Annotated in this window: 22 protein-coding genes; 19 read left to right on the top strand and 3 right to left on the bottom strand. The window is 75.5% G+C overall.

Annotated features, from left to right (window positions below; translation table 11 throughout):
* The first annotated feature begins 98 nt into the window (after window positions 1-98).
* Window positions 99-731, top strand: a complete 633-nt coding sequence (locus tag Q5530_RS11835; protein WP_415362215.1) for a restriction endonuclease — start codon at window positions 99-101, stop codon at window positions 729-731.
* Between the two features lie 13 nt (window positions 732-744).
* On the opposite strand, the gene Q5530_RS11830 is transcribed toward Q5530_RS11835, so the two are convergent.
* A complete protein-coding gene (locus tag Q5530_RS11830) occupies window positions 745-1,290 on the bottom strand; it encodes a CGNR zinc finger domain-containing protein (protein WP_415362214.1) in 546 nt (181 codons plus the stop codon).
* Between the two features lie 103 nt (window positions 1,291-1,393).
* Here Q5530_RS11830 and Q5530_RS11825 point away from each other — a divergent pair, with 103 nt between their 5' ends.
* From Q5530_RS11825 to Q5530_RS11740, 18 genes are all read left to right on the top strand, one after another.
* Window positions 1,394-2,647, top strand: coding sequence for an MFS transporter (locus Q5530_RS11825; protein WP_415362213.1), 1,254 nt, complete (start codon window positions 1,394-1,396; stop codon window positions 2,645-2,647).
* 186 nt (window positions 2,648-2,833) lie between these two features.
* Window positions 2,834-3,061 carry a phosphopantetheine-binding protein gene (locus Q5530_RS11820; protein ID WP_415362212.1) on the top strand — a complete coding sequence of 76 codons (228 nt, stop codon included), beginning with the start codon at window positions 2,834-2,836 and terminating at the stop codon, window positions 3,059-3,061.
* On the top strand, window positions 3,058-6,156 hold the full coding sequence (locus Q5530_RS11815; protein ID WP_415362211.1) for a non-ribosomal peptide synthetase: 3,099 nt from the start codon (window positions 3,058-3,060) through the stop codon (window positions 6,154-6,156). Before Q5530_RS11820 ends, Q5530_RS11815 begins: the two co-directional genes overlap by 4 nt.
* Entirely contained in the window at window positions 6,153-6,815 is a 663-nt protein-coding gene (locus Q5530_RS11810) for an alpha/beta fold hydrolase (RefSeq protein WP_415362210.1), read from the top strand. The genes Q5530_RS11815 and Q5530_RS11810 overlap by 4 nt, the downstream gene beginning before the upstream one ends.
* On the top strand, window positions 6,808-7,548 hold the full coding sequence (locus tag Q5530_RS11805) for an SDR family NAD(P)-dependent oxidoreductase (RefSeq protein WP_415362209.1): 741 nt from the start codon (window positions 6,808-6,810) through the stop codon (window positions 7,546-7,548). Before Q5530_RS11810 ends, Q5530_RS11805 begins: the two co-directional genes overlap by 8 nt.
* Before the next feature lie 7 nt (window positions 7,549-7,555).
* Complete coding sequence (locus tag Q5530_RS11800; protein WP_415362208.1) at window positions 7,556-8,812, top strand: glutamate-5-semialdehyde dehydrogenase; 1,257 nt, start codon at window positions 7,556-7,558, stop codon at window positions 8,810-8,812.
* Window positions 8,812-9,093, top strand: a complete 282-nt coding sequence (locus Q5530_RS11795) for an acyl carrier protein (protein ID WP_415362207.1) — start codon at window positions 8,812-8,814, stop codon at window positions 9,091-9,093. Before Q5530_RS11800 ends, Q5530_RS11795 begins: the two co-directional genes overlap by 1 nt.
* Complete coding sequence (locus Q5530_RS11790) at window positions 9,090-10,403, top strand: TrpB-like pyridoxal phosphate-dependent enzyme (RefSeq protein WP_415362206.1); 1,314 nt, start codon at window positions 9,090-9,092, stop codon at window positions 10,401-10,403. Before Q5530_RS11795 ends, Q5530_RS11790 begins: the two co-directional genes overlap by 4 nt.
* A complete protein-coding gene (locus Q5530_RS11785; RefSeq protein WP_415362205.1) occupies window positions 10,400-11,479 on the top strand; it encodes an acyl carrier protein in 1,080 nt (359 codons plus the stop codon). The genes Q5530_RS11790 and Q5530_RS11785 overlap by 4 nt, the downstream gene beginning before the upstream one ends.
* On the top strand, window positions 11,476-13,122 hold the full coding sequence (locus Q5530_RS11780) for a class I adenylate-forming enzyme family protein (protein ID WP_415362204.1): 1,647 nt from the start codon (window positions 11,476-11,478) through the stop codon (window positions 13,120-13,122). The genes Q5530_RS11785 and Q5530_RS11780 overlap by 4 nt, the downstream gene beginning before the upstream one ends.
* Window positions 13,115-14,347 (top strand): alanine racemase, encoded by a 1,233-nt coding sequence (locus tag Q5530_RS11775; RefSeq protein ID WP_415362203.1) that lies wholly within the window; start codon window positions 13,115-13,117, stop codon window positions 14,345-14,347. Before Q5530_RS11780 ends, Q5530_RS11775 begins: the two co-directional genes overlap by 8 nt.
* 37 nt (window positions 14,348-14,384) lie before the next feature.
* Window positions 14,385-14,636, top strand: a complete 252-nt coding sequence (locus tag Q5530_RS11770; protein ID WP_380641720.1) for an acyl carrier protein — start codon at window positions 14,385-14,387, stop codon at window positions 14,634-14,636.
* Complete coding sequence (locus tag Q5530_RS11765; RefSeq protein WP_415362202.1) at window positions 14,633-15,808, top strand: acyl-CoA dehydrogenase family protein; 1,176 nt, start codon at window positions 14,633-14,635, stop codon at window positions 15,806-15,808. The genes Q5530_RS11770 and Q5530_RS11765 overlap by 4 nt, the downstream gene beginning before the upstream one ends.
* On the top strand, window positions 15,801-16,901 hold the full coding sequence (locus Q5530_RS11760; protein ID WP_415362201.1) for an acyl-CoA dehydrogenase family protein: 1,101 nt from the start codon (window positions 15,801-15,803) through the stop codon (window positions 16,899-16,901). Before Q5530_RS11765 ends, Q5530_RS11760 begins: the two co-directional genes overlap by 8 nt.
* A 179-nt stretch (window positions 16,902-17,080) precedes the next feature.
* Window positions 17,081-17,680: a 4'-phosphopantetheinyl transferase family protein gene (locus Q5530_RS11755; RefSeq protein ID WP_415362200.1), complete on the top strand. Its 600-nt coding sequence runs from the start codon at window positions 17,081-17,083 to the stop codon at window positions 17,678-17,680.
* On the top strand, window positions 17,674-18,510 hold the full coding sequence (locus Q5530_RS11750) for a hypothetical protein (RefSeq protein ID WP_415362199.1): 837 nt from the start codon (window positions 17,674-17,676) through the stop codon (window positions 18,508-18,510). Before Q5530_RS11755 ends, Q5530_RS11750 begins: the two co-directional genes overlap by 7 nt.
* Complete coding sequence (locus Q5530_RS11745; RefSeq protein ID WP_415362198.1) at window positions 18,507-19,982, top strand: amino acid adenylation domain-containing protein; 1,476 nt, start codon at window positions 18,507-18,509, stop codon at window positions 19,980-19,982. The genes Q5530_RS11750 and Q5530_RS11745 overlap by 4 nt, the downstream gene beginning before the upstream one ends.
* On the top strand, window positions 19,979-20,458 hold the full coding sequence (locus Q5530_RS11740) for a flavin reductase family protein (protein ID WP_415362197.1): 480 nt from the start codon (window positions 19,979-19,981) through the stop codon (window positions 20,456-20,458). Before Q5530_RS11745 ends, Q5530_RS11740 begins: the two co-directional genes overlap by 4 nt.
* A gap of 177 nt (window positions 20,459-20,635) precedes the next feature.
* Here Q5530_RS11740 and Q5530_RS11735 read toward each other — a convergent pair whose 3' ends face one another.
* Together Q5530_RS11735 and Q5530_RS11730 are read right to left on the bottom strand one after the other, a co-directional pair.
* Window positions 20,636-21,541: a LysR family transcriptional regulator gene (locus Q5530_RS11735; protein WP_415362196.1), complete on the bottom strand. Its 906-nt coding sequence runs from the start codon at window positions 21,539-21,541 to the stop codon at window positions 20,636-20,638.
* 306 nt (window positions 21,542-21,847) lie between these two features.
* Window positions 21,848-22,630 carry a transposase family protein gene (locus Q5530_RS11730; protein ID WP_415362195.1) on the bottom strand — a complete coding sequence of 261 codons (783 nt, stop codon included), beginning with the start codon at window positions 22,628-22,630 and terminating at the stop codon, window positions 21,848-21,850.
* Window positions 22,631-22,645: the final 15 nt, after the last annotated feature.

Genomic DNA, 22,645 nt, shown 5'->3' with positions numbered 1-22,645 from the left:
GCGGTCCCCGCGCCCCGGTGCCCCGGCGACTTTCACCCGACGGGACCTGTCGCCGCCCGCCGGCGCCCCCGCACGCTGGACGGGACGAGGGGGAGTGGATGGGGGCGAAACGGCGCACGCGCGCGAAGCCGAAGGCCAAGCGGCGCGGGGACCGGGTGCCGCTGGTGCCCATCGCGGTCGGGGTCGCGGTGCTGCTGCTGTGGTGGTTCGTCCAGGCGTACCCGGTGCTGTCCGCGGGAATCGCGGGCGCGGGGCTGACCGTCGGGGTGGCGGTCCTGGTGCTGCGGCTGCGCCGGCGCCGGGCCGAGTCGGTGCTCCAGGCCGAACTGGACCGCGCCGTCGAGTCCACCGACGGCATGAGCGGCGCGGACTTCGAGCAGTGGACCGCCCGGCTGCTGCGCCGGTCGGGGTGCGTGGACGTGGAGGTCGTCGGCGGGTCGGGCGACGCGGGCGCGGACGTGGTGGCGATCGCGCCGGACGGCGGCCGGGTCGTGGTGCAGTGCAAGCGCTACAGCCCGACGAACAAGGTGGGCAGCGAGGCCGTGCAGCGGTTCTCCGGCACCGCGCGGTACTACCACCGCGCCGACCACCCGCTGATCGTCACCACCTCGACGTTCACCGGGCCGGCCCGGTCCGTCGCGGCGCAGGTCGGCATCACCCTGGTGGACCGGCAGGGCCTGGCCGCGTGGGCGCGCAGCGGCGTGGCGCCGATCCTGGTCGACTCCGCGTGACCCGGGTCGCCGGTCAGGCGGTCTCCTCCCGGAGGCGCAACTCCCGCTGCCGCGCCGAGTAGCGCCGGGACTTCGCGCGGTTCCCGCAGACGCGCATCTTGCACCAGCGCCTGCTGTGGTTGCGCGACACGTCCCAGAAGACCCAGCCGCACACGTCGTCCGCGCACCGCTTCAGCCGCTGCGCCTCGCCGGTGGTCACGAGCGCGGACCAGGCGATGGCCAGGCGCGCCAGGGCCCGGTCGACGTCGGTCAGCCCCGGCGCGGGCACCAGCCCGCCGGCGGAGAGGCTGACGAGCACCGGCAGGCCCGAGAGCACGGCCTCGCCCGCCGCCAGCCCGCCCGGTTGGACCTGCCCGAGCGCGGACCGGACGCCGGCGCGCAGGTCGAGCAGCCGGCGGTGGTCCTCGGCGGTCAGCGGCACCGGCTCGTCCACCAGCCCCCGGGCCCGCAGCCAGGCGGCGGCCGAGTCGCTCGCGGCGAGTTCGTCGGTCTCGTCCTCCAGGTCGACGGTGTTGGTGAAAGCCCTGGTCAACTCCGCTTCGGGGGAGGGTTCGATCATGTTTCCCACCAGCTAACGCGGTTGATGGTTATCCCGGACTCCTCTAGGGTAGCCGCTGGAGCAGGAACTGACCGGCTAACGCCATAGGTGGTTAGGGGTAGCCATGACGACCACTGCCGTGCCGGCGGGCATCGACCGGACCAGCACCCGCAACACCGGGGTGCTGGTGGCCTTCACCGCCGTGACCAACCTCGCCGACGGCGTGACCAAGGTGGTCCTGCCGCTGATGGCGACCGCCCTGACCAGCTCCCCGCTCCAGATCTCGGCGGTCGGGCTGACCCTGACGCTGCCCTGGCTGCTGGTGGCCCTGCACGTCGGCGTGCTGGTCGACCGGGTCGACCGCCGCCGCCTGCTGTGGGTCGCCAACGGGATGCGCCTGGTGGTGGTCGGCTGGCTGCTCACCGCGGCGGCCGCGGGCACCACCAGCCTGCCCCTGCTGTACGCGGGCGGCCTGACCCTGGGCGTCGCGGAGGTCATCGCGCTGACGTCGGCGGGCGCGCTCGTGCCCGACGCGGTCGCCCCCGCCGGCCGCGAGCGCGCCAACACGTGGGTGGCGGGCGCGGAAACCGTCTGCAACGAGTTCTGCGGGCCCTTCGTGGGCGGCCTGCTGGTGGCGGCCGGCGCGTCGGTGGCCCTGGGCGCCACCGCGGCGGCCTACGTCATCGGCATCGGCGTGCTGGTGTTCCTGGTGGGCAGGTTCCGCGTGGCGCGGACCGGGGACCGGGGGGCGACCTCGGTCCACGGCGACATCGCCGAGGGGCTGAAGGTGCTGTGGCGCAGCCAGGTCCTGCGGCTGATGGCCCTGGTGCTCACCGTGCTGTGCGCGTGCTGGGGCGCGTGGCTGGCGCTGATGCCGCTGATCGCCACGACCACCATGGGCCTCGACCCGCGCGGCTACGGCTTCGTGCTCAGCGCGCTCGGCGTCGGCGGCCTGGTCGGCGCGCTGACCGTCCGCCCGCTCAACCGCCTGCTCGGCCGCCGCACGGTCATGTTCGTCGACCTCGTCGGCACGCTGGCCATGGTCGCCGTCCCGGTGCTGACCACCAACGCCGTGGCCGTCGGCGCCGCCGCGTTCTTCGGCGGCCTGGGCGGCACGCTGTGGACGGTGAACTCGCGCACGATCACCCAGCTGCTGGTGGAGCCGGAGATGATGGGCCGCTTCAGCGCCGCCCTGCGGCTGTTCAGCTGGGGCGCGATGCCGGTCGGCGCGGCCCTCGTCGGCGTGCTGGCCGAGTGGTTCGGCTTCCGGGTCGCCTTCGCGGTGTTCGCCCTGGCCACCCTCGCGCTGATCGTGCCGTTCCTGCGCACGTTCACCCCCGCCGTGCTGAACCGCATCTACACCCGGACCGACGCCTGACCCGCGAGCCCGAACGGCTCGGAAAAGCATTACCGGAAATTATTCCAACTGCTCCTATTCGACCATCGGCCGGTTCTATGGAAGCCCCGATCCTCGGTTGAAAATCCCGTCCGAGGGCGCGCATCCTGGATTCATCGCCTCCGGTGTTCCCGGACCCACCTGGGAGTTTGGTCGATGGAGCCTGCCGTGCAGATTTTCGCCGAAGACATTGACGCCACGATCCGGCGGTTCGTCCGCGTGCCTTTCACCGACGCCTCGACCCTGGCCGAGATCGGGCTCGACTCGCTGACGACGCTGCGCGTCGTGGCCGAACTCGTGCCCGATCCCGACCGGGAGATCGACCTCGCGGAGCTGGCCGACCTCAAGACGCTGGGCCGGTTCCGGGCCTGGGTCGCCGGGCAGGTGGCCCGGTGACGGCCGTCATCAGCGCCGCCCCGGTGACCGAGTCGCAGCTCGGCCTGCTGGTGGTGCACCGCTCGGTCCCCGTCGGGAACCTCTACACCGTGCTGGTCGAGCTGCGGCTCGACCCGGACCGGTCGGCCGCCGAGGTGCGCGCGGCGCTCACCGCCGTGCTCAACGCGCAACCGGCGCTGCGCCTGGCGTTCCGCGAGCTGCCCGAACCCGCCGCCTGGTTGCGGGAGCCGTTCACCGAGCGGGAGGTCCCGCTGCGGCACGTGCCGGTCGACCGGGACTTCGGGGCGCGCACCGGCCGCGCGCTGGCGGAGCTGGCCGCCGAGGGCTTCGACCCGGGCGAGGCCCCGCTGCTGCGCGCCGTGCACCTGAGCTCCACCTCGGGCGACGCGTCGACGCTGCTGCTCTCCGTGCACCACACCGTCTTCGACGGGTACTCGCTGCAACCGCTGGTCCGCGACCTCGACGCGGCCCTGGCCGGGACCCTGGACGTGGCGGCGGTGCGCCCGGTGCGCGAGCGGGCGCTGCGGCGGGAACTCGACGCCCAGGTCAGGGCCGCCGCCGCGGCCACCACCGAGGAGCGGGCCGAGGCGATCGCCGCCCGGCTGCGGGGGACCGCGCCGGTGGTGCTGTACCCGCGACCCCACCGCCCCACCACCACCGACTTCCGCGGCGCCCGCCGCGAGCTGCCGCTGTCGGCCGCGGGCTCCGCGGCGGTGGACCGCGCGATCACCGCGCTCGGCGTCACCCCCTTCACCTTCTTCTCCGCCGTCTGGTCGGCCGTGCTCGCCCGCCACGGCGGCACCGACCGGGTCACCTTCGGCAGCCCGCTGATGGCGCGGCGCACCCTCGCCTCCCACGACCTGTGCGGCTTCTTCGTCAACACCCTGCCGCTGGTGGTGGACGTGGACTGGGACCGGGCGTTCGCGGAGCACGCGCGCACCGCGGTGGACCGCGAGGTCGACGAGGTGCGGCGGGCGGTCACCGTGCCGTTCGGCCGGGTCGTCCGGCACGCCGACCCGGACCGCGACGGCGCCCGCAACCCGCTGTTCTCCGCGATGCTCGCCATGCAGGACTCGACCGCCACCCCGCCCGGCTCGGCCGTGCGCGCCGTGCGCGAGCACGGCACCGGCACCGCGAAGTTCGACCTGTGGCTGGGGGTCACCCCCACCCCGGACGGCTGGGTGCTGGAGCTGGAGCACGACCTCGACCTGCTGCCCGAGCCGATCGCCGGTGCGGTCGAGGACTCCCTGCGGCTCGCCCTCGACCGGGCCGCCGCCGACCCCTCGACCCCGCTGCGCGAGCTGTTCGACGACGCCTCGGCGCGGGAGGCGCGCCACACCGACGGGTTCCGCCGGGAACCGCCGTGCGCGGACCTCGACGGCTGGCTGGCCCGGGTCGCCGCCCGGCGACCGGACGCCGTCGCGGTCGAGGAGGAGGGCCGCGCCCTCACCTACGCCGAGCTGGGCCGCGAGGTCGCCGCCGTCGCGGCCGGGCTGCGCGGGCGCGGCGTCGCCCCCGGCCGGGTCGTCGGCCTGACCACGACCACCCTGGTGGACACCGTCGTCGCGGTGCTGGCCGTGCTGCGGCTGCGCGCCACCTTCCTGCCGCTGGACCCGGCGCTGCCCGCCGAGCGCCTGGCCTACGTGGTGGGCCGGGCCGACTGCCGCATCGCAGTCGGCGGGGGAGACCCCGGCGTGCCGGTGTTCCCGGTGGCGGAGCTGCGCGACACCGCGGCCGGCGCCGGCGACCCCGGCGCACCGTCCGAAGAGGACGGTGTCTACGTCATGTTCACCTCGGGCTCGACCGGGAACCCCAAGGGCGTCCTGATGCACAACCGCCCGCTGGTCAACCTGACCGCGTGGCAGCTCGACGCGCTCGACATGGACGAGGGCACCCGGTTCCTCCAGTACGCGCCGCTCGGGTTCGACGTGTCCTTCCAGGAGATCGTGCCGACGCTGGCCGCGGGCGGCACGGTGGTCTCGCGCGACCCGGCCGACCGGCGGGACCTCCCGGCCGTGGCGCGCCGGGTGCTCGACGCCGCGGTCACCCACGTCTACCTGCCGGTCGCGGCGCTGCGGCCGTTCGTCCAGGCCGCCGAGGGGCTGGAGTTCGGGCACCTGCGGTACGTGTGCGTCTCGGGTGAGCAGCTGGTGCTGGACGACGTGGTGCGGGAGTTCTTCGCCCGGCACCCCGGGGTCCGGCTGGTCAACCTCTACGGTCCGACCGAGACGCACGCGGTGACCACCCACCGGCTCTCCGCCGAGGACCCGCACTGGCCGGCGCACGTGCCGATCGGCGTGCCGCTGACCGGGGTCACCGCCCAGGTGGTGGACCGCACCGGCCACCTCGCGCCGCGCGGCGTGGCGGGCGAGCTGCTGCTGGGCGGGGACTGCCCGGCCCTGGGCTACGTCGGCGAGCCGGGGCGCACCGCCGAGCGGTTCGTCCCCGACCCGCACGGCACGACCCGCTACCGCACCGGCGACCAGGTCCTGTGGGACGCCGACGGCGTGCTGGTCTTCCTCGGGCGCGACGACCACCAGGTGAAGATCCGCGGCCACCGCGTCGAACTCGGCGAGGTCGAGGTCGTCGCCCAGCGGCACCCCGGGGTGTGCCGGGCGGTGGCCGTCGCGCGCGGCGACGGCGCGGACCGCCACCTGGTGCTGTTCGTCCAGGGCGACGTCCCGGACCTGGAGGCACTGCGGCGGCGGCTGGCCGACGCGCTGCCCCCGTACACGGTGCCGTCGCGCGCCTTCACCGTGGCCGAGGTGCCGCTGACCGGCAACGGCAAGGTCGATCGCGCCGCCCTGCTGCGGCGCGCGGACGCGGCGGCCGACGAGCGGGGCCCGGACCGGGGCGGGCGCACCACGCCCGACGACCCGCTGGAGGCGGAGCTCCAGGCCCTGTGGGCGGAGCTGCTGGACCACCCCGCGCCGCCGCTCGACCGCTCCCTGCTGGAGGTCGGCGCGCACTCGCTCACCGTGCTGCTCGCGCTCGGCCGCGTCGAGCAGGAGCACGGCGTGCGCGTCCCCTTCCTGGACTTCTTCCGCGCCCCCACCGTGTCCGCGCTGGCGGAGCTGGTCCGGGGGCTCCGATGACCACCGCGCACCGGACGGACCTGCTGGTGCCGCTGGCCGCGGGCGACGGCGCGCCGACCCTGCTGCTGCACCCGGCGGGCGGCGGCGTCGGCCCCTACCTCGGCCTCGCCGCCGAACTGGCCGCCCGCGGCCCGGTGCACGCGGTCCGCGCGGCCGGCCTGCTGCCGGGCGAGCGCCCCGACGACGACCTGCCCACCATGGTCGAGCGCTACGCGGCCCTCGTCGACCGGCCACCGGCCCTGCTGCTCGGCTGGTCCATGGGCGGCGTGCTGGCCTGGGAGCTGGCCGCCCGGTTCGCCGAGCGGGGCGCCCGGCCCGCCGTGGTCCTGGTGGACAGCACCGCCGACCCCGAGCCGGGCGACGACCGGCTGCGCGAGCAGGTGGTGGCCTCCGCCGGGTTCGCGCCCACCGAGGACGCCCGCGAGCGCGTCGCCGCCGTCACCGACGCCCACCTGGGGGCGATGAGCCGCCACCGCGTGCGCAGCCGCTACGACGGGCCCGCGCTGCTGGTCCGCTGCCCCGACAACACCGACACCCGCTGGCCCTCGCTGGCCCGCGACCTGCGCACCCGGCACCTGGCCTGCGGCCACTTCGAGGTCTTCGCCCCCGAGCACCTGGCCACCCTCGTCACGCACGTCAAGGAGTTCCTCGATGGTTGACCGGCTCGCCGTGGTCAGCGGCGGCACCAGGGGCATCGGCCTCACCCTGACCACCCGCCTGGTCAAGCTCGGGTACCGCGTCGTGGCGCTGTACCAGGGCGACGAGGCGGCCGCCGAGCGCCTGGTGGCCGAGCACGGCGACCGGGTGGGCGCGGACCGGGTCGACGTCGCCGACCCGGCGGCGGTGACCTCCTGGGCGCACCGGCTGCTCGCCGCGCACGGGACGCCCTCGGTGCTGGTGAACAACGCCGGCGTCAACGTCGACCGGCCGTTCCTGGAGATGTCCGAGGAGGACTGGTCCACCGTCCTCGACACCAACCTGTCCGGCCCGTTCCGGCTGACCCGGGCGCTGGCGCCGGCCATGGTCGCGGCCGGCTCCGGGAACGTGGTCAACATCGGCGCGACGACCGGCATCCGGCCCCGGCTCGACGGGGCGAACTACTGCGCCAGCAAGGCCGGCCTGCTCCAGCTCACCAAGTGCCTCGCGCTGGAGCTGGCGCCGACCGTGCGGGTGAACTGCCTGATCCCCGGCATGACCGACACCGACGAGCTGCGGACCCGGTTCCGGCTCGACGACCCCGACCGGCTGGCCGCCGTGCTGGCCGAGATCCCCCGACGACGCCTCGGTTCCCCCGACGACATCGCCGACGCGCTGGAGTTCCTGGTGAGCCCGAACAGCGGCTACCTGACCGGCCAGAAGCTGATCGTCGACGGCGGCCAGTTCATGTGGTGAGGAGACCATGACCGAGCAGTTGCTGAGTTCCGCACGGGCCGCGTTGCGCGCGGCCCCGCCGGTGGGCGACCCGGCTTACCGCCGCTACTGCGGCGCGCTCGCCGAACACCTGACCGACTCGTGGCCGCTGGTGCTCAAGGCCAACGCGGAGGACGTGGCCCGCGCCGAGCGCCGGGGGCTCTCCCCGGTGCTGGTCGAGCGGTTGCGCCTGACCGAGGGCCACCTCGACGGCCTGCTCCGGCTGATCGACGCGGTGACCGCCGAACTGGGCCCGGCGACCGCGCCCGCCCCACCGGTCCCGATCGGGGACTGGGGCGAGCTGCGCAGGGTGGCCAAGCCGCTGGGCGTGGTCTTCATGGTCTACGAGGCCCGCCCCACCGTCACCGTCGAGGGCGCGCTGATCCCGGTGGTCGTCGGCAACAGCGTGCTGCTGCGCGGCGGCAAGGAGATGGCCGACACCGACGCCGCCCTGGCCACCGCGGTGCACGGGGCGCTGGTCTCCGCCGGGCTCCCGGCCGGCCTGGTCTCGGTGGTCGAGGACCCGGACCGCTCGGTGCTGCGCGAGCTGCTGCGCCGGCCGGACGCGGTGGACGTGCTGATCCCGCGCGGCAGCCCCGCGCTGATCGACCACTGCCGCTCGGCCGGCTCGGTGCCGGTCATCGCCAGCGGCGGCGGCGTCAACCACCTCTACGTGCACGGCAGCGCGGACCTCGCGCGGGCCGCCGCGATCGCCCTGGACAGCAAGCTGGCCGAGCCCTCGGCGTGCAACACGCTGGAGCTGGTGCTCGTCGACGAGCACGTGGCGGAGGACTTCGTCGGGGAGCTGGTCCGCACCGGCGCGGACGTCACCCTCAAGCTCGGCGGCGGGCTGCGGGCCCGACCGGGCGGCGGCGTGCGGATCGCCGAGCTGGCGCCGCACGACCTCGGCCGCGAGTTCCTCGAACCGACCATCGGCGTGCTGCCGGTGACCGGGGTGGACGCCGCGGTCGAGCACGTCCGCCGCTACGGGTCGGCGCACACCGAGGGCGTGGTGAGCGCCGACGGGGACGTGGTCGAGCGGTTCACCCGCGGGGTGGACGCCGCCGCGGTCGTGGTGAACGGCTCGCTTCGGCTGCACGACGGCCCGACCCTCGGGTTGGGCTCCGAGATCTCCATCAGCACCGGCCGGTTGCACGTGCGCGGTCCGGTGACCGTGTCCGCGCTGCTCACCCACACCTGGGTCGTCGAGGCACGCGGTGCGCTGCGTGCCGAAAGGGGGCACTGATGTCCGTCGGGGCACTGGACCGCGTGACCGTCACCCGCACGGTCAAGAGCGTGGTGGTCGCGGAATCGCGGCTGTCGATCGACCCGGGCACCGTCCGCGGCGACGAGCCGTTGAGCGGGGAGCTGCTGCGGGTCAACTCGTTCGGCTTCGTCGGGATGCTCGTGCGGCTCGAGGACGAGCTGGGTGTGACGCTGCCCGACGACCTGTTCGTGGGCCGCACCTTCACCACCGTCGACGACCTGGTGGCCGTCGTGCTCGACGCGGTGGAGGTGGCGCGGTGAGCGCGTGGACCACGAGCTGGCGCAGCGTGCTGCCGCACCTGACCATCCCACTGCCCGAGGACCGCTCCCCGGAGACGAGCGGCGGCCACGGCATCGGCGTCAACCTGCCCATGGAGCTGGTGCGGCAGAGCGTGCAGCCGCGCGAGTACTGGCAGATCCCCGAGGAGGTGCTCGACGCCTACCGCAAGTTCCGGCCGACCCCGCTGTGGCGGGCCACCGGCTTCGAGGAGGCGGTGGGCGCGCGGGTGCCCGTCTACGTGAAGTACGAGGGCGGCAACATCTCCGGCAGCCACAAGCTCAACACCGCGCTGGCCCAGGCGTACTACTACAAGCGGGCCGGGGTGCGGGAGCTGGTGACCGGCACCGGCGCGGGCCAGTGGGGCACCGCGCTGGCCGCCGCCTGCGCGCTGTTCGGCCTGCGCTGCACGGTGTTCATGGTCGGGTCGAGCCTGGAGCGCAAGCCCTACCGCGGCGTGCTGATGCGGATGCTCGGCGCGGAGGTGCTGGCCAGCCCGACCGGCACGACCAGGGTCTCCCGCGAGACGCGGGGGCAGGGCAACAGCCTGTCGCTGGCCATCGGCGAGGCGGTCGAGTACGCCGCGGGCAAGGAGGGCGCGGCGTTCTGCATCGGCAGCGGCGAGACCTACAGCATCCTGCACCAGTCGGTCATCGGCATCGAGTCGATCGCGCAGCTGGCCGAGCTGGACGCCGAGGTGGACGCGGTGGTCGGCTGCGTCGGGGCCGGGTCGAACTTCGGCGGCATCGCGCTGCCGTTCCACGCCGAGGCCGCCGCCGGCGGCACCCGGCCGCCCCGGCTCGTCGCCGCGGAGTCCAGCTCCACGCCCAAGCTGACCCGGGGCGTGTACGCCTACGACCAGACCGACGCCACCGGCACCGGTCCGCTGGAGGCGATGTACACGATCGGCAGCTCCTACCCGATCCCGGACTCGCACTCGGCGGGCCTGCGCTACCACGGCGCGGCCAAGCTCGTCTCCGCGATGCGGCACGCGGGCCAGGTCGACGCCGTCGCGGTGGACCAGGTCGAGGCGCTGGAGGCGGGCCGCCGCTTCACCGTGCGCGAGGCGGTGCTGCCCGCGCCGGAGTCCGGGCACGCGCTGGCCGCCGCGGCGCGGCTGGCGACCGGCGGGGCCGAGCGCGGCGTGCTGGTCTGCGTCAGCGGCCACGGCTACCTGGACCTGGGCGCCTACCGGCAGCTGCTCGACGGCGAGCTGAGCGACCAGGCGCCGGCGCCGGAGGCGCTGCTGGCGGCGGTGGCCGGGCTGCCCCGGGTGGAAGGGGCGCGGACGTGACCGCCCCGACCGACGTCGTCGTGCGCGCCGAGCTGCTGGACTGCGTGCAGGCGAACCTGGCGCTGCTGGCGGACCGCGCGAACGGCGCGGGGCGGCACCTCGCCCTCGGGGCGCGGCTGCGGTTCGCGCCCGTGCCCGGTCCGGACGGGCTGCCCACGGTGGAGCGGACCCTCGACGAGCACCTGCTCGACGCGCGCCGCCTGCTCGGCCTGGCCGTGGCCGGCACGTGGCGGGCCGCCACGTCGGCGGACCTGCTGCGGGGCCACGACCTGGTGTACGTGGTCGCGGACGCCTTCCACCTGCCGTGGGTGCCCTACCACGGGCACGAGCACATGGACCACAGCTTCCTGGTGGAGGCGGGGCCCACCGGGTTCGTCGTGCACGACGCCTACCACAACGACACCGAGTGGGGCTCGGCGCGACCGGACCGCCGGGAGCTGTCCGCGGCGGAGCTGTCGGCCGCCGTCCCGGACGGGGCGCGGGTGTTCCGGCTCGACCCGGTGGACCCGCCCGCCGGGGTCCGGCCGCGGCAGGACCACGCCGGACCGGAGGTCGTGGACGCCTACGTCCGGGCCTACCGGGAGCACCCGGACCGGGTGGCCGCGCTGCGCCGGCTGACCCTGGAGACGTGGCTGCTGGCCAGGTCCCGGCGGCTGCACGCGGCGTGCCACGAGGAGCCCGCGGTGTTCGAGGAGCACGTCCGGCGGTGGGAGGCGCTGGCCGAGCAGACCTACCTGGCCTACCGCCGGGTGGCGCGGGGCCGGGCGGAGCCGCCCGGCGTGCTGCCCCGGCTGGCCGACCTGCTCGCGGCCGACCGGGTCGTGTTCGACGGGCTGCGGCGGGAGGTCGCGGCCGTGGTGGCGCGGGTGCTGGGCGTGGACCCCGTCGAGGTGCTGCGCGGCGAGCCGTTCCCGAGCTTCCCCTCGTTCTCCTCGTTCCGGGTGGTCGACATCGTCGAGCGCCTGGAGTCCGCCCTGGGCGTCGAGTTCGACGCCGAGGACCTGGTGCCGGAGCACCTGCACCGGCTCGACGACCTGTGCCGTCTCGTCTCTCGCTCCTCCGGAGGACCGGAATGACGACCCTGCTGCACGACCTGATCGACGCGGCGGCGCTGGCCTGGCCGGACCGCACCGCGGTGTCCACCGCCGCGGACTCGCTCACCCACCGGCAGGTGGCGGAGGGCAGTCGCCGGCTGGCGGCGTGGCTGACCGCGCGGGGCGTGGCCCGGGGTGACCGGGTCGTCCTGGTCGCGCCGTCCGACCCGGTGGTCCCGGTGCTGGTGTACGCGGCCTCGCGGATCGGCGCGGCGTTCACCGTGCTGCACGAGCAGACCCGCGGGCGTCCGCTGGAGCACGTGCTCGACGACAGCGGGCCCGTGCTGCTGGTCGCGGCCGAGGAGGGGGCGCGGGCCGCGGCGCGGTCCCGCGGCGTCCTGGTCGCCACGCCCGGGGAGATCCGGACGGCGGCTTTCGCCGGCGCGCCCGGCCGCGCCGACGTACCTGCCGGCGCCGACGCACCCGCCTTCGCGGACGCACCTGCCTTCGCGGACGTGCCCGGCCGGGCCGACGTACCTGCCTTCGCCGGCACGCCCGCCTTCGCCGACGCACCCGCCGGCGCCGACGCACCCGCCGGCGCCGACGCGCCCGCCCCCGCGCCGGGCCCGCTGGCCGTGGACCCGGTCTGCCTCATCTACACCTCGGGCACCACCTCCCTGCCCAAGGCCGTGGTCAGCACGCACCAGCAGGTGGTGTTCGCGGTCGGGGCGATCCAGTCCCAGCTGACCTACCGCCCGGACGACGTCGTCTACTGCCCGCTGCCGCTGTCCTTCGACTACGGGCTGTACCAGCTGTTCCTGGGCGCCGCGAGCGGCGCGCACGTGCGGCTGGGGCAGCCGGCCGAGGTCGGTCCGTCCCTGCTGCGCAACCTGGTCGGCGCGCGGGCGACCGTGCTGGCCTCGGTGCCCGCCGTGGCCGAGACGCTGGCCCGCCTGGTCAAGCGCTCCGGCGGTGCCGGCACGCCGCCGCTGCGGCTGCTGACCAACACCGGCGCGGCGATGCCGGTCGAGCCGCTGAACGCGCTGCGCGCCGCGGTCCCCACCCTGCGGGTGCAGCTGATGTACGGCCTCACCGAGTGCAAGCGGGCCGCGATCATGCCGCCGGACGGCGACCTGGAGCGCCCCGGCGCGTCCGGTCGCGCCCTGCCCGGCACCGAGCTGTTCGCGATCGACGAGGAGGGCAGGCGGCTGCCGCCCGGCGAGCTGGGCGAGCTGGTCGTGCGCGGGCCGAACGTGATGGCGGGCTACTGGCGGCGGCCCGAGCTGAGCGCCCGGCGCTTCCACCTGGCCGAGGGGCTGTTCCCGGAGCTGCGCACCGGCGACTACGGCCGGCTGGACGAGGACGGCTACGTCTACTTCGACGGCCGCCGCGACGACATCTACAAGCAGCGCGGCTTCCGGGTCAGCGCGACCGAGGTCGAGGCCGCCACCCGGCGCGTGCCCGGTGTGGAGTCCGCGGTGGTGCTCCCGCCGGACGGCGACCGGCCCGCGGTGCTGGTGGTCGTCGGGCGGGTCACCGCGGACGAGGTCACCGCGCTCCTGAAGGACGAGATCGAGGAGTTCAAGATCCCGCACCGGTGCGTGGTGGTGTCCTCGCTCCCGCTGACCGGCAACGGGAAGGTCGACCGCAAGGCCCTGCTGCGGGAGGTGACCAGCGGTGTCTGACGCCGTCGCCACCGCCCTGCGGGAGGGCGTCGAGACCCCCGCCTACGTCTACGACCTGGCCGAGGTGCGCGCCAACCAGGCGCGGCTGCGCGCGGCGCTGCCCGAGCGGTGCGGCCACTACTACTCGCTCAAGGCCAACCCCCACCCCCACCTGCTGGCCGCGCTGCGGGAGGGCGGCGCGCGGGCCGAGGTCTGCTCGCCGGGCGAGCTGGACGCCGCGCTCGCCGCCGGGTGGCCCGCGCACACCCTGCTCTACAACGGGCCGGGCAAGCGGGACGCCGACCTCGTCCGCGCCCTGCGGCTGGGCGTGCGCGAGTTCTCCGTGGACTCGCCCCACGCGCTGGACCGGCTGGACGCGGCGGCGCGCGCGGAGTCCGTCCGGGCCCGCTGCCTGCTGCGGATCAACGACGACCAGCCGGAACCGGGCCAGGGCCTGACCATGACCGGGGTCACCTCGCAGTTCGGCGCGGACGTCGCCTGGGTGCTCGCGGAGCCCACCCGCTTCGGCGACCGCGAGCACGTCGAGGTGGTCGGCCTGCACCTGTACATGGGGACCAACCTGGCCGGCGTGGACGACCTGCTCGCCCAGTTCGGCCGCAGCCTGGCCACCGCGGCGAAGCTGCGCGCCGAGGGCTTCCGGGCCGACGTGCTCGACCTGGGCGGCGGGTTCGGCGCGCCGTTCGGCCGGGCGGGCGGCGCGGTCGACCTGACCGGGCTGCGCGAGGGCCTCCACGACCTGCTCGACGAGCACGCGCCGGGCTGGCGAGGGGGAGGGCCGGAGGTCGTCTTCGAGTCCGGCCGCTACCTCGTCGGCACCGCGGGGTCGCTGGTGACCGCCGTGCTCGACGTCAAGCGGTCGCACGGTCGGGACGTCGTCGTGCTGGAGTCGGGCATCAACCACCTGGGCGGCATGTCCGGGCTGCGGCGCCTGCCCCCGCTCAACCCGACACTGGTGCACCCCGCTGCCGACGCGCCGGTGACGCCCACGGTGGTGACCGGACCGCTGTGCACGCCGCTGGACACGTGGTCGCGCGCCGCCCCGCTGCCGCCGCTGCGGCCGGGTGACCTGCTCGCCGTGCCCAACGTCGGCGCCTACGGCCTGTCCGCCTCCCTCCTCGCCTTCCTCGGTCACCCCTGTCCCGCGGAAGCCGTGGTGGAGGGCGACCGGGTGGTCCACACCTCCCGCCTCGCCCTGACCCGAGTCCCGACCCGAGTCCCGAACTGAGTTCCGAACCGCGTCCCGAACCGAGAGGACCGACGCCATGGACCCGCGCTTCACCGCACTGCTGACCCGCTTCCTGCCCGCCCGGGGCGACCGCGAGCTGACCCCCGAGTCGTCGCTGCGCGATCTGGGCCTGGACTCCATGCAGTCCATCGAGCTGCTGTTCGCCATCGAGGACGAGTTCCGCGTGTCGCTGGCGGACGACGACCTGACCGACACCACCTTCGCCACCGCCGGCAACCTGTGGCGGGCCGTCTCCGCCGCGGCGCGACCCGAGGTCGGTGCGGTGTGACCGCCGCCGCGCCGCCGCGGACGGCGGACCTGGGCGCGCTGGCGGACGCCGTCGCGGACGTGGTGGCCGAGCACGCCCGGCAGAGCGACGCCGAGGCCGCGTTCCCGGTGCGGGCGCTGGACGAGCTGCGCGCCACCGGTCTGCTCGGGCTGCTGGTGCCGGTCGAGCACGGCGGCCTGGGCGGCTCGGTGGCCGACGTGCTGACCGTCAGCACGCGGCTGGGCCGGGCGGACATGTCCGCCGCCATGATCTTCGCGATGCACTGCCAGCAGGTCGCCGCGGTCGTGCGCCACGCCGGCGACCGGCTGCGCGACGAGCTCCTGCCCGCCATCGCGCAGGGCAAGCTGTACCTGGCCTCGGTGACCACCGAGGCGGGCAAGGGCGGCCACCTGCTGACCGCGCGGGCCGAGCTGCGCGACGACGACGGCGAGCTGGTGGTGGACCGGTTCGCCCCGATCGTCACCGGCGGTGGGCACGCGGACGGCTTCCTGGTGACGATGCTCGGTCCGGGCGCGACCTCGGCGAACCAGGTCTCGCTCGTCTACGCCGCGCGGGACCAGCTGGAGGTCGTCCCGGTCGGCGAGTGGCAGCCGCTGGGCATGAGGGCCAGCTCCAGCGGCGCGCTGCGGCTGCGCGGCCGGGTGCCCGGTCACCAGGTGATCGGGCGGCACGGCGGCTTCCGCGAGATCGTCACCACCACGTTCGGCCCGCTGGCGCACCTGGGCTGGTCGGCGTGCTGGCTCGGCACCGCCAGCGGCGCCCTGTCGCGGGTGCTCGGGCTGCTGCGCGACCCGGCCGCGCGCGGGTCGCTGGACCTGGGCTCGGAGCTGCTGCTGACCCGCCTGGCGCGGTCCCGGCAGCGGCTGGAGGTGGTCAACGCCCTGCTGTGGCGGGCGGAGGCCGTGGTGGCGAGGGAGGACGACCTGTCCCGGCCGCGCACCCAGCTCCTGCTCAACGAGCTGAAGATCACCGCCGCCGAGGAGTGCTACGCCGCGGTGGACGAGCTGGTGGACGCGGTGGGGCTGCGGCACGGCTACCTGCGCGACTCGCCGACCGGGCTGGAACGCGCGCTGCGCGACCTGCGCTCGGCGGCGCTCAACTACGGCAACGACCGGCTGTACCTGGCGGACGGGCGGTTGGCCCTGCTCGACCAGGAGGTGCGCTTTGCCTGAGCCGCCGACCACAGTGGACTTCGCCGGGCAGGTGGAGCGCGCCCTCGCCGCCGTGCCGTCGCTGCCCGACGCGGCGGCCTGCTGGGCGGCCCTGGGCAAGGCGGGCGTGCTCGCCGGGGTCTACCGGGACGGGCGCCCGGAACGCGGCGTCGACCCGGGCAGGTTGGGAGCGCTGCTCGCCGCGCTGGACGCGAGGGGTCTCAACGGGGTGACGCTGGCCGCGTGCGTGCAGCTGGCCACGGTGCTGCCGCTGCTCGCGGAGGAGGCGCCGGGCTCGGAGGCGTTGCGGCGCACGCTCGACGGCTCCGCCACCACCGCGCTGGCCGCCACGGACGAGGCGGCGGGCTCCGACCTGACCGCGCTGGGGACCGAGGTCCGGTCCGACGAGGACGGGCTGGTGGTGCGCGGCGCGAAGCGGTGGATCACCAACGCGACCGGCGCGACCTGGCTGCTGGTGCTGGCCCGGCGGCGGCCGGGACCGCACTTCACGAACTTCTCGTGGGTGCTGGTGCCCGCCGACGCGCCCGGCGTGGTCGTGCGGCCCACCGACACGGACCTGTTCGCGGGCAGCGGCGTCGGGCACGTCCGGTTCGACGACGTGCGGGTGCCCGCCGACCACCTGGTGGGGCGACCGGGCCGGGGGCTGGCGGGTTTCGCGCGGCACATCGCCGTCGAACGGCTCGCCGGCGCGCTGTGGGCGGTCGCGCTGTGCCGGCGGGCGCTCGACGCGGCGAAGCGGTCGCTGACCGCCCGCGAGGGGCTGTGGCAGCTCGACGGCGTGCGCCAGCGGTTCGCGACCTGCCTCGTGCAGGTGCACCAGCTCAACGCCCTGGTGGCGGTGTTGGGCGTGCGGATCGCCACCGACCACGACGGCACGGCCGCCGCGCTGCTCAAGGCGTCGGTGGGGCTGACCGTGGACCGGGTGCTGGCGGAGTGCGCGCACCTGCACGGTGCCGACGGGTTCGCCGCCGGTGGCCCGCACCTGCTGCGGGCCGAGGCCGGGGTGTTCGGGGTCGGGGGCGGCGTGACGGAGGTCGTGCTGGGCGGGGTGGCCGACCAGGCGGACCGGCTGCTCGCGGAGCTGGTTCGATGAGCGCTGGGGCGGCGGGAGCCAGCCTTGCCGGTCCGGCTGGCCTTGCCGGTCCGGCCGGTCCGGCCAGCTCTGCCGGCCTTGCCGGCGCGGCGGGAGGCGGCGCGGCGGGAGCCTGGACCACGGAGCCCGGACCCGCCAGGTCCGGGCCGGCGGACTCCACGCCGACCGGGACCCCGACCTTGAACCTCCAGCTCCACCAGGACGTCTGGGTGCGCCTGGCCGACACCCCGGCGGGGCCGCCGCACCCGGCCGACACCCGCGCGGCGGCCGGCCTGCCCCCGTGGCGGGCGCGGGAGTTCCTCGCGGGCCGGGGCGTGCTGCGCGACCTGCTCGCGGCGGTCGCCCCGTGGGCGCGCGACGCCGAGCTGACCCCCACCGCCACCGGCAAACCGGTCCTGGCCGGCGCACCGGACGTCGGGGTGAGCGTGTCGCACGACGGCGGCCTGGTCGCCGCCGCCGTCGCGCTGCGGCGGGCCGTGGGCGTCGACCTCCAGCAGCCGCCCGCCGACCTGCCGGCGGGGGTCGTGCGCCGCTGCCTGCGCGAGCGGGCCGCCGAGCTGGACCGGCTGCCGGCGGCCGAGCGGGCGGTGGAGTTCGCCCGGGTGTGGACGGTGCAGGAGGCGTGCGTCAAGGCGGAGGGCACCGGGCTGGCCGGGCGGCCGTGGGCGATCGACGTCCCGGCGCGGCCGGTGTCCGGTCGGTGGCGCCGGTTCCGCTGGGTCGCCCTGCGCACCACCGCCGTGCCGTTGAGCTGCGCGTTCGAGGAGTGGACATGCTGAGCTGCTACACGACCAACCTGGTCGGCTGCCTGCGCCCCGACCAACCGGACGTCGACCGGCGGTTCGCCGAGGCGGTCTCCCTGTCGGTGCGCGTGGACCGCCCCGGCAGGGTGGCGTTCACCCACCACGCGCCGCTGGACCCGGAACTGGGCTACCGGTCGGCCGGGGACTGGTCGGGGGCCGCGGCGGGCCTGCGCGAGGAGCTGGCCGACGCGGGCCGCGCCCTGGCCGTGGCCAGCACGCGGAACCTGCCGTGGGCGCCGCCGTCCGGCGAGGACGTCCCGCACTGGGTGCTGGTGGCCGACCACGCCGACGGCCGCTGGCTGGTCGTCGACGGCTTCGAGGCGCTGCTGCCGCACGGCGAGCAGCGCCCCCACCGGGGCTGGTTCGACGACGACGCGCTGCGGGAGCTGCTCGCGCCGCTGCCGCCGCTGCGCCCGGAGGTGCACGACCGGGACGTGCACGCGCTCGGCGTGCCGGTCGAGGTGCCGGGTCCGGGCCGGTACCGGTGGCTGTCCAGGCGGGACGTCCCGCCACCGCCGGCGGCGCGGGGCACGTGGGTGACGGGCACCGGGCCCGCCCTGCGGCACCTGGTCGAGCACGTCGCGGAGGACCCGGCGGCGCTGGCCCGCCACGCCGAGGACCTGTGGGCGGCCGCCAGGCACCACCGGTTCAAGCACGCCGACGACCCGGCGGCCGCGGCGGCGTGGGCGGAGCTGCCCCGGGCCGTGCGGTTCGCCGTGCAGTCCGCCGAGCGCGGACGACCCCGCCCGACCCTGGTGGTCCGGGCCCTCGAAGAAGTCATCGCGGTGGAGAGGCGGAACGGATGAGCAGGTCCCTGTACGACTGGTTCGCGGGGTCGGTGGCCCGGTTCGGCGACCACGTCGCGCTGGAGGTCGGCGACGAGCGGTTGACCTACGCCGAACTGGCGGGGCTGGCCGACCGGATCGCCGCCGGGCTGGCCCGGGGCCCGCACGAGCGGGTCGGGTTGCTGGCCGCGCGCAGCGCCCTCACCTACGCCGGGTACCTGGCGGTGCAGCGCCTGGGGGGCACGGTGGTGCCGCTCAACCCCGAGTTCCCGGCCGCCCGCAACGACGCCGTCGCCGCGGCCGCCCGGCTCGACCGGGTGCTGCGGGAGGGCGACGAGGTGCCCGCGTCGGCCGAGGGCCTGCGGCCCCGCACGCCGGACCCGGACGACCTGGCCTACGTCCTGTTCACCTCCGGCTCGACCGGCACCCCCAAGGGCGTGCCGATCCGGCACCGCAACGCGTCGGCCTACCTGGAGCACGTGATCCCGAGGTACGAGGTCGGGCCCGGCAGCCGCGTGTCGCAGACCTTCGACACCACCTTCGACGTCTCGGTGTTCGACATGTTCCTCGCCTGGGGCTCGGGGGCGACGCTGGTGGTGCCCACGCGCAACGAGGTGCTGGCGCCGGTCCGGTTCGTCAACGCGAAGCGGATCACGCACTGGTGCTCGGTGCCGTCGGTGATCTCCTTCGCCCAGCGGCTGCGGGCGCTGCGGCCGGGCAGCATGCCGACCCTGCGCTGGAGCCTGTTCGCCGGCGAGGCGCTGACCCTGCGGCAGGCCGAGGCGTGGCGGGCCGCGGCGCCGGGCAGCAGGCTGGAGAACTTCTACGGGCCCACCGAGCTGACCATCACCTGCACCGGGTACGAGCTGCCCGCCGACCCGGCCGACTGGCCGCGCCCGGCGAACGGCACGGTGCCGATCGGCACGGCGTACCCGCACCTGGAGCACGTGGTGCTGGACGAGCACGGCCGCCCCGCCGACGAGGGCGAGCTGTGCCTGCGCGGCCCGCAGCGGTTCCCCGGCTACCTCGACCCGGCCGAGGACGCGGGGCGGTTCCTGACCTTCGACGGCGACGTGGCGGTGGTCTACGACGGCACCGGGCCGTTGACCGGGGCGCACTGGTACCGCACCGGCGACCGGGTCCGCCGCGAGGACGGCCTGCTGGTGCACCTGGGCCGGCTCGACCACCAGGTCAAGGTGCGCGGGTACCGGATCGAGCCGGGGGAGGTCGAGGCGGCGCTGCGCGACCGGCCGGGCGTGCTGGGCGCGGTCGTGGTGGCGGTGCCCGGCGGTGACGGCGAACCGGACCTGGAGGCGGTGTGCACCGGGACCGACCTGGACGGCGAGGGGTTGCTGGCCGCGCTGCGCGACCGGCTGCCCGGCTACATGGTGCCGCGCGGCGTGACCGTCCTGGACGAGCTGCCGCTCAACCCGAACGGCAAGACCGACCGCAACGCCCTGGTCGCGCTGCTGGCCGAGCGGGTGGCGCGGTGACCGCGGTCGAGGTGGTCGACGCGGACGCGTTCCGGCGGGCCATGGCGCAGCTGCCGACGTTCGTCACGGTGATCACCACGCGGAGCCCCGACGGACCGGTGGGGTGCACGGTGAACGCGGTGATGTCGCTGTCGCTGGAGCCGTCGAGCGTGGTGGTGTCGCTGCGCACCGGCGGTCGGACGCTGGAGCACCTCCGCGCCACCGGGGTGTTCGCGGTCAACGCGCTGGCCTGGGAGCAGCGGGAGCTGTGCCGGCGGTTCGCCTCGGGCGACCCGGCCCGCCGGTTCGACGGCGTGCGGCACGTGCTGCGCGACGGCGTGCCGGTGCTGCCGGGCGCGGTCGCGGTCGTGGGCTGCGTGCTGGAGGACGCGCTGGAGGTGCACGACCACACGCTGGTGGTCGGCCGGGTCGTCTGGTCCACCAGCGGGGAGCAGCCGGCGCTCGTCCTGCGGGCCGGCGAGCACCACCGGTGCTGAGGGCGCCGGGCCGGGAGGACGGCCAGGGCGGCGGAACCCGAGGTGGGACCCCGGCGGCGGGGCCCAGGGCGGCGGGTCCTGAGCCGAACCCCGGCGGCGGAACCCGGGCGGGAACCCCGAGAACACCGCCCGGTCCGGGGGGCCCGCAGCGGGAGGACCCCCGGACCGGTGGCCGGGTCAGGCGTGCTCGGCCACCTGTTCGCTGACCACCCGGGTCGCGGCCGCGGTCAGCGCGGCGAGGGCCGCGCCCGGCGGGTTCCCGCGCCGCCGGGCCAGCTGCGTGTAGACCCGGAAGGGGAAGGACCACGGCAGGCGGTGCAACCGGCCCGCCGAGATCTCCGCCCGCACGGTGACCGAGGGCAGCAGCGCCACACCCAGGCCGGACGCCGCGGCCCGCTTGGCCACCTCGACGGAGTCGAGGGTCAGCACCGAGGAGCGGTGCTCCGCGCCGCCCAGGTCGAGCAGCCGCACCAGCCGGTCGTGGTGGGAGACCCCGTCCTCCACCGTGATCAGGGTGACGCCGCGCAGGTCGGTGTCGGTGACGGTCGGGCGGTGCGCCAGCGGGTGGTCGTGGCCGGTGACCAGGACCAGCGGCTCCTCGCACAGCACCGTGACGTCCAGGCCGTCCCGGTGCTCGACCCCGTCGGTGAAGAACGCGCAGTCCAGGTCGCCGTCGCGCACCGCCGCCAGGTTGCCGGGGGTGTCGCGGGAGCGCAGGGACAGCCGGATGTCGGGGTGCCGCCAGTGGACGTACTCCACGAGCGGGAACAGGCGGTGCTCGGTGAGGCCCTGGGTGGTGCCGATGACGATCTCCCCCTGCGGTTCACCGCCCGCGGAGTTCACCCTCAGCGCTTTGTCCGTGAGCTTGATGATGTCGGCGGCCAGCGGGAGCAGTTCCGCGCCGGCGCGGGTTAATCGGACGCCCTGGCGCAACCGCCGGAACAACGGCGCGCCGAGCTTGTCCTCCAGCGTTTTTATCCGGGCGGTGACGGTGGGCTGGGAACAGCTGAGCACTTCGGCGGCCTTGGTGAAACTGCCCGTCTGCGCGACGGTGGCGAAGGCGAGAAGGTGACGGGTCTCCAAGGTGTCCTCCAGCCGAATGCGCGATCCCCGTTTTCGTCGTGCGGCATTCCGGTCCCGGTGGTGCGCCGGCCTTTTTCGGCGGCCCGGGAGCAACTTGTACGGTGCAACTTGCGCAAGCCCGTGAACGTTACCCGTTCGCCGGTCCTTTCTTGTGATGCGCGTCACTGTGGCTGGGGTGCGGAGCCGGTGGACCACCCGCCGGTGGTCCCGAGCCGGCCCGCACGGGTGCCCGCCGTGCCGGCCGCCGGGTCTTCGAGGGGCCGGGCTCGCGGGCTGCCCACCCCCGCCGGATACATTGAACCTTTTTCATCGTGGTTGGCGGCGGGTCTGGATGTGGTGCAGGACGAGGATGGCCGCGATGATCGCGGTTGCCCGGCGTGGGCAGCAGCGGAGCTTGGCCAGGACTTTCCAGGTCTTGAGCAGCGAGACGGCGCGTTCGCCGAGGGCGCGGATGCGGGCGTGTGCCCGGTTGACCGCCTTTTGACCTCGTGACAGCCGTGGCCGGGTGGCGTGGCGCTTGAACGGGGTGCGCACCGTGCCGCCCGCGCCTTGGTAGGCCTTGTCGGCGAACGTGGTGACGTTGTGGGTGGTCGGCATGTCGACGAGGCCGTGGGTGCGGGCCGCGGTCAGGTCGTGGACGGCGCCGGGTAGCACCGCCGACGCCCACACCAGCCGACCTGCCGGGTCGGCGAGGATCTGGACGTTGACGCCGTGGCGATGGTGTTTGCCCGAGTAGTAGGGCTTCTGGTCGGCGACGCGGTCGATCGGGACCAGGGTGCCGTCGAGGATCGCGTAGGCGAGGCGGGCGGCGCGTTCACCGGCGGCGTGGAGGTCGTCGGCCAGGGCGGCGAGCAGGTCCACCGCTTCACGGACATAGCGCCAGGCGGTGCTGAGGGAGATGCCGAACCCGGCGGCGAGGCGGGCGTGGGTGTCGCCGTTACGCAGGTGCGCGAGCACGAGCAGCGCCTGACGACCAGGGTCAAGTCGCCGCCAACGAGACCGACGCCGAGTCCGCTCCGCGCGGATCAGGTCGCCCAGGCGGACGAGGGTGTGGTTGGACAGCGGAATCGCGGCAGGGTAAGACAGCACGGCGAGGCTCCCGGT

Source organism: Saccharothrix sp. BKS2, from assembly GCF_047689505.1.
Classification (GTDB): domain Bacteria; phylum Actinomycetota; class Actinomycetes; order Mycobacteriales; family Pseudonocardiaceae; genus Actinosynnema; species Actinosynnema lopnurensis.
The sequence above is the reverse complement of the archived record's forward strand: the minus strand, read 5'-3'. Positions and strand labels throughout refer to the sequence as shown.